Here is a 6,625-nt window from a genome sequence, read left to right on the forward strand (position 1 = left end):
AGGAAAGATAATGCGCCACAAAATTTTGCAGTTCTGCGTCATCTAGCAGTTAATGCTTTAGGAAAGGAAAAGAGCAAAAAACTGGGAATTAAAAGCAAACAGTTTTGTGCAGGATTGGATAACGAATATTTAACAAAAGTCTTAGAATGTATCTGATAAAAATCAGAAAATTTATCTCAAAATAAATAAATAATTTATTCTTCCCTGATTCTCAATTGAATCTAGATTTTGTATGCCCAAAAATCCCGATGTTAGTATATAGAAGTGAAGAGGATAAGCTCATTATAAAAAATAACTAATTACTCTGAAATAATTAAAGTTTTAGGATATTAATAAAGAATTTTATAAGCATTTGAATTCAATTATATGTTTTCCTGTGTGTTGATACATTAATACGGTATTTTGTCAATATAATTTAGATGCGTTCCCCCTGGGTGTATCCCTCACAACTTCCTCATCAGCAATTAACTGAGGAGCATTATAATCACCTTTATAACCGCGAAAAACTTCCTTCAGAGTTCCCGGACTAGCAACCCCAGCACACATTAGCATTAAATTAAGCCAAGCTTTTTGTGACGTTGATAGCATTGGGAATTGTATATTTAAACCGCGATAAAGCCCTAACAAAGCGTGAATTTCAGCATTTGGATCTACAAACAACCATTCTTGAGGAAATCTTGTATATTCGCAAAATTTGATCCCAGAATTGCGGTTTCCAATTCCAATAGCGCGAATTGTGATTCCTCTGGTTTCGATCTCTTCTTTTTTTCTGTGCAACCACCAAGCATATTCTAAATTATCAAAATCTCCTAACTGCGACCAAATAAGTACGAGCAACTTTGAAGTATTTGAGCAACCATCTAAAACGGGTTTAATCTCTCCATCACTAACTCGCAAGCGTTGAGTTTGACTCAAAATTGAGTAAATATCTGGAGAATTAGAGCGTGTTTGAGTATTCATTCCTGAATTGGGCATTGGGTATTGGGCATGGGAAAGAGGCAGAGGGGCAGAGGAGAAAGATTTGCTGTAATTTCCCCCCTGCTCCCCTGCTTCCTCATCCCCAGCCCCTAATTACGCATCATCTAAAGCTGCAATTCCAGGCAATACCTTACCTTCAAGTAACTCCAAGCTAGCGCCGCCGCCAGTGGAGATGTGGCTCATTTGATCGGCTAAACCAACCTTTTCCACAGCCGCTACTGAGTCGCCACCGCCGATGATGGTAGTTGTACCAGTTTTACCGATTTCTGCTAAGGTATGAGCGATCGCTTCCGTACCTGCTGCAAACTTATCAAACTCAAATACACCCATAGGCCCGTTCCAAATTACCGTTTTGGTATCTGCAAGGGCATCTTGGAAAAATTTCACCGAGTCTGGCCCAATATCCAAACCCATCCAACCATCGGGGATATTCTCAATGCTAACGGTTTGAGAATTGGCATCAGGGGCAAAGTTATCTGCCAATACCACATCTGTGGGAAGCAATAAAGCAACGCCCCGTTCTTTAGCCTTAGCTTCCAAAGATTTCGCTAGTTCTAGCTTGTCTTCTTCCACCAACGACTTACCAACATTCAAACCACGGGCTTTGTAGAAGGTGAAAATCATCCCACCACCGATGATCAGCTTGTCGCACTTTTCTAGCAGTGTTTCAATTACGCCAATTTTGCTGGAAACTTTGGAACCACCAATAATTGCCGCTAAAGGACGTTGAGGATTTTCAATGGCGTTTTGCAGATATTGCAATTCCTTCTCAACCAAATATCCAGCCACCGAAGGGCTGAGGAATTTAGTCACGCCTTCAGTAGAAGCATGGGCGCGGTGTGCAGTCCCAAAGGCATCATTTACATAAAAATCAGCATTAGCTGCCAATTTTTTCGCAAATTCTGGGTCATTCTTCTCTTCTTCTGGGTAAAAACGGACATTTTCAAGTAACAACACTTGCCCATTTTGCAATGCGCCAACTTTAGCTGCAACTTCATCGCCAATGGAATCATCAGTTTTAATGACTTCTTGCCCCAGTAACTCAGACAGACGCTTGGCAACGGGAGTTAGGCGTAATTTGTCATCCACACCCTTGGGACGGCCAAAATGGCTGGCGAGAATGACTTTAGCTCCCTTCTGCGTCAAATCTTGGATGGTTGGTAGAGCGGCGCGAATGCGAGTATCGTCGGTAATGTTGCCTTTATCGTCCACAGGCACATTAAAGTCAACCCGCACTAAGGCACGTTTCCCAGATATATCAGCCGAAGATAAACTTGCTAAACTTTTTTTGGACACACCAAACTCTCCTGATTGCCTTTTTGTTATTGTTTTGAAAGTAGAACTATCAAAGATTTTACCGGAGTCAGGGGTACCCAAGTGACAGAGATATTTAAGACGGTATTATTTCCTATCGATCAAAGTCGGGAAACGCGGGAAGCTGCTGATGTTGTCACCAATGTAGTTAAAAAATACAGCAGTCGCTTGGTGCTGCTGTCTGTGGTAGAAGAAGCACCTCCAGATGCTCCTAGTGCCGACGATCCGATGGTGTCGCCAGAGGTAGTTGCTAAACTGCTAGAAAATGCTCAGGCTTTATTTTCTGGGCAAGGAATTCAATCGGAAATTCTGGAAAGGCGAGGCAAACCAGCTTTTACGATCTGCGATGTGGCTGATGAAATCGGGGCAGATTTAATTATTATGGGCTGTCGGGGGCTAGGTTTGACTGAAGAGGGAGCGGATGATAGTGTTACCACTCGCGTAATTAACCTTTCACCTTGCCCAGTGCTGATTGTGCCTTAGCAGTGTGTTGCTCAATACTAGTAAATTTGTAGGGCGATCGCTATTGAAGAAGAATTCAGAAGTCAGAATGGGCTAAACGCCCCGCTACCGCTAATAGGAGTCAGAATAAAGACGCGACGCTCGATTACTCGCTAATGCTACGCTATCCGCCAGTCGTACAGAATTCATTCTGAATTCTGACTCCTGACTCCTGAATTCTGTTCGATAAAAATTTCTGCGGTTGTTGTAAAAAGGGGGCGAAGAAGGTTGTCCTAGATTTCGTGGTGCTAAATAGAGGATGTTTGAAAAGTCTAATTTCTTACTAACCGGGCGACTAGAAGTCGCGGCTACACAAACTCTCACCTGCCTATCGCGCTTGCGCTGCGCTTGGCGCACCACGCAGGTTAAAAACCTTAATTTTCTCTTAGTCCACCTCCGTGGACTAAGTTTTGTGTAGTAGCGAATTCTATTCGCCCAATACTTTTCAAACAACCTTTTAGGGTTCAACAATTAAAAGCGATAGTTGCGATCGCGCACCCACATACTAAGTGGTACTGCCTTTCCTTGTGGGTCTACTTTCGCCTTCACCACAATGGGTGGTACTTGTCCTCTGCGGGCGCGTTGGGCTTGTAAGTCGTTCCGAATCTGCTGGCGTTGGTTTTCTGGGATGTAATATGTTTCTAAGCCGTAGTTAACAGAACCATTCTGATAAACACCTTTTAAGGCTACTTGATTGGCTCTTAGAGTTGTGGGGCGATCGCTACTTACTCGTAATGGTCTCCAAGCTCTGGGAACACCGCGCCCAGAAGACAATTGCTCTTGCAAAGTCACGTAAATATTGGTTCCTTCAGGCAATCTTCGACCACTTCCCCGACCTTTGCTGACTAATGTTTGCCAGCCAGGTAATCTGCTCAAATTTGAGGTACGGGATATGTTGTAATCTAAGTCTAAAGTGTTACCTTCTAACACATTGTTAGGGTCTACAGGTACGGTTTGCAAAATCACTGTCTTACCTGTCACATCTGTATAAACTGCTTGGGCTGGTACTGCCATAATTAACCCTGTTTGCAGCGCCAGGGGAGCTAGTAACCGCCAAAAAGGTAAGGGCTTATTCGATTTTTGTTCAGTCGCAATCAAGTAATCCCGAAAAGTCACCTTATTAGAAAATTCGGCTTCAGGAGATAAGGGTTTATTCTTAGATTCAGAAGAAGTATTAGTCATGAGCGTAGTCCTAAAAAGCAGAGGTCTTGAAGAGGTTAAAAGTAACGAGATTAGGACTGACGCAGAGAAACTTTAGAAATTTTGACGCACAGAGATTTCAGAATTTTGGATTTTAGATTTTAGATTTTAGATTTTTATTCAATCCAAAATTTAAAATTAAAAATCTAAAATTTACCCTACTTCTTACTTGTAGAGCTAGAGCCACCGGGTAGGCGACGTTCAAACCAGAGTCCAGCGCTAATTAAAGCAGAACCGCACAGGACATAGACTAGCGACTTAAAAAGTAAGTCGGTGTCGTACTCCTGTACGCGACTGATAATTTGCAGGGTTACTAACAGCATACCGCCCCAAAAGGAACTTCTGTTGCTTAATTTCAATCCTTCTTGAATTAGTCCCCAGGCTAATGTTGCAAGAAGTACATTGAAAATAAAAATGCCAAGTTCATCAATCCGGCTGATAGTTTGATGCCAAAAAGGTACGATTGCAATAAAGACAAGAAATGTACTAATGACAGCAGTTGTAAAAATCACTTCGCGGCGCGGAGGGTTATTTCTTTGGCGCAGTAGAAACAACCATTGCAATACCGCCAAGCCACTGAGAATTCCCAAATCGATAATCGGCAGAGACTCGAATAAGTTTGTCAAATTCGTTGGCTGATTATAACTATAATCTGGAGAATCCCAGACCCAACGAAAAGACAGAACGTAAAAGACGATGCCGAAGCTTACCAACGCTAAATTACGGGCTAAAGATTGAAACAATCTGTAATTTATAGTTGGAAACAGTAAATCATCATAACTCCAGAATAATGCAGGTGGGAGTGCAAAAGCAAAAGATGCCACCCAAGGGGCTATATCAGCGTAATTTAGCAGTGGCAGAGGATTAAGGTTAGCTTGTAAGGAACTAGCAAAAACAAAGGCTGCTAGAGCAAAAATCCAACGCGATCGACAAAAGTAAGCTAAAGGTACAAATACTAGCCATGCCAACAAAGGCAGATGTTGCACTACTAGCCGCGACCAAGTTAACTCACCTGAAGCGTACCATAAGTCTTCTAGTCCAGTCCAGTAGCCAATTTCCACGAGGACAATTGACAGAATTCCTAAAGAATTTAAGGACAAACTGAAGGCCATTACGACAACACCGAATCCCCAAGCGAGAAATAGTTGGGAAGCTGAACCGATGATATTGAACATCTGGGCCATCAGCAGTAAATTTGCACCGAAGATGAAGGCGCTTAAAATTAGCAAACCTTCTCCCAGTAGGCGTTTGCTTCGTTCTGGCTTCTTGCCTTCAGGTGGCCTCCAACTGTAAAATCCAGTGATAGCGATCGCAAAAAACAAACTCATCATTAAAATAAATTTGATTTCTCGCGATCCTCCTTGCCAGTTTCCTGATACAAAGGTAATTATGCCTAAGCATAAAAGTATGCTACCGATAGCAATTGCGATCGCTTTGTTGCGATCGCGTGCAGCAGCTTCCAGGTTTTTAAATTGATAACGTTCTGCTATCTGCTCATACTGCGAAGAACTAATAAATCCTTCATCCCTCCATAATTGTGCTTGTTTGCGTAATTTTTCCTGAAAACTATCTAAAAACATGACCTTCTCCGGTGCAGTGGGGTAGCTTGGCCATTGCGATCCCAATGGCGGTCATTATATTTTGAGTATGAAGCCAAAAGCCTTAATTACATTGTTCTTGTGTAACAGTTTGATTTTGATTTAGATACAACGTACTTCTATTAATTCGTAATTCATCATCTGCATGGAAAAACCTTCTAATTTATTACTTAAAGTGTCGCGGCGTTTGTTCGCTAATTTAGATGAGCAAGAAAAATTTATTGAGGCTTTAATGAATCCTCAGCCTTTTTCACCTAGTATTCTTTGGTGTCAAGAAAAGCCAGATATTTCACCTTTTGCAGTGGAAACACCAACAGTTTGGCAACCACAATTTATAGACCGCTTATCTCTGGGAGAAAAACCTGGTAAGCATCCCTTGCATGAAAAAGGACATTTCTATTGTTTAGATTTTTCTTCGGTGTTTGCAGCTACTACTTTGTTAGCTATTCCCGAATCAGTGCGTTTAGTTTTTGATATGTGTGCCGCACCAGGAGGTAAAAGTATTTTCGCTTGGAGAGCTTTAAAACCTGAATTACTCATCAGTAATGAAGTAATTGGCAAACGTCTGGGAATGCTAATTTCTAACTTGAAGCGTTGCCAGGTTAGCCCTAGCGCGGTGGTTAATCGAGATTCGAGTATATTTGCCGAAATGTTTCCCGACTCTAGCAATCTAATCATAGTAGATGCTCCGTGTACTGGACAATCTTTACTTGCCAAAGGTGAAAAAGCACCCGGATGTTTTCACCCAACTGCTATTAATAAGAGTGCAAATCGGCAAAAGCGTATTATAGCTAACTCTGCTAAAATTGTTTCACCACAGGGATATCTTGCTTATATGACTTGCACATATTCACCAGAAGAAAATGAGCAAGTTTGTGAATGGTTTTTAGAACGTTTTCCCCATTTTAAAGCGATAAAAATTACTAATTTGGTCAACTATCAATCGCATTTAACGACAATGCCTTGTTATCGGATATTTCCTCAAGATAGATTAGGTGCTGGTGCATTTACAGCCCTGTTTAAAAATACTAACG

Annotated in this window: 5 protein-coding genes and 2 pseudogenes; 3 read left to right on the plus strand and 4 right to left on the minus strand. The window is 41.7% G+C overall.

What is annotated here, in order from left to right; translation table 11 throughout:
- Positions 1-156: pseudogene (locus HWQ37_RS12550) on the plus strand (ISAs1 family transposase); the annotation flags it as partial.
- A gap of 276 nt (positions 157-432) precedes the next feature.
- On the opposite strand, the pseudogene HWQ37_RS12555 reads toward HWQ37_RS12550, so the two are convergent.
- Both HWQ37_RS12555 and HWQ37_RS12560 read right to left on the minus strand, forming a co-directional pair.
- A pseudogene (locus tag HWQ37_RS12555) lies at positions 433-960 on the minus strand (peroxiredoxin-like family protein); the annotation flags it as partial.
- 111 nt (positions 961-1,071) lie between these two features.
- Positions 1,072-2,274, minus strand: a complete 1,203-nt coding sequence (locus HWQ37_RS12560) for a phosphoglycerate kinase (RefSeq protein WP_292747707.1) — start codon at positions 2,272-2,274, stop codon at positions 1,072-1,074.
- Positions 2,275-2,364: 90 nt separating this feature from the next.
- Between HWQ37_RS12560 and HWQ37_RS12565 the strand changes: the two genes are divergently transcribed.
- Positions 2,365-2,775, plus strand: coding sequence for a universal stress protein (locus tag HWQ37_RS12565; protein WP_292747715.1), 411 nt, complete (start codon positions 2,365-2,367; stop codon positions 2,773-2,775).
- Between the two features lie 489 nt (positions 2,776-3,264).
- On the opposite strand, the gene HWQ37_RS12570 is transcribed toward HWQ37_RS12565, so the two are convergent.
- Both HWQ37_RS12570 and HWQ37_RS12575 read right to left on the minus strand, forming a co-directional pair.
- Entirely contained in the window at positions 3,265-3,975 is a 711-nt protein-coding gene (locus HWQ37_RS12570; RefSeq protein ID WP_292747709.1) for a GDYXXLXY domain-containing protein, read from the minus strand.
- 176 nt (positions 3,976-4,151) lie between these two features.
- Entirely contained in the window at positions 4,152-5,573 is a 1,422-nt protein-coding gene (locus HWQ37_RS12575; protein WP_292747711.1) for a DUF2157 domain-containing protein, read from the minus strand.
- A gap of 163 nt (positions 5,574-5,736) precedes the next feature.
- Between HWQ37_RS12575 and HWQ37_RS12580 the strand changes: the two genes are divergently transcribed.
- The coding region (locus tag HWQ37_RS12580) for an RsmB/NOP family class I SAM-dependent RNA methyltransferase (protein WP_292747713.1) at positions 5,737-6,625 on the plus strand (889 nt) is incomplete at its 3' end.

The sequence above is a fragment of the Nostoc sp. NMS4 genome, assembly GCF_017115095.1.
In the GTDB taxonomy this organism is placed as follows: domain Bacteria; phylum Cyanobacteriota; class Cyanobacteriia; order Cyanobacteriales; family Nostocaceae; genus Nostoc.

Excerpts from the sequence above, each read along its gene's own strand:
- HWQ37_RS12570 (WP_292747709.1), bottom strand. The coding sequence starts at position 3,975 with ATGACTAATACTTCTTCTGAATCTAAGAATAAACCCTTATCTCCTGAA.
- HWQ37_RS12575 (WP_292747711.1), bottom strand. The coding sequence starts at position 5,573 with ATGTTTTTAGATAGTTTTCAGGAAAAATTACGCAAACAAGCACAATTA.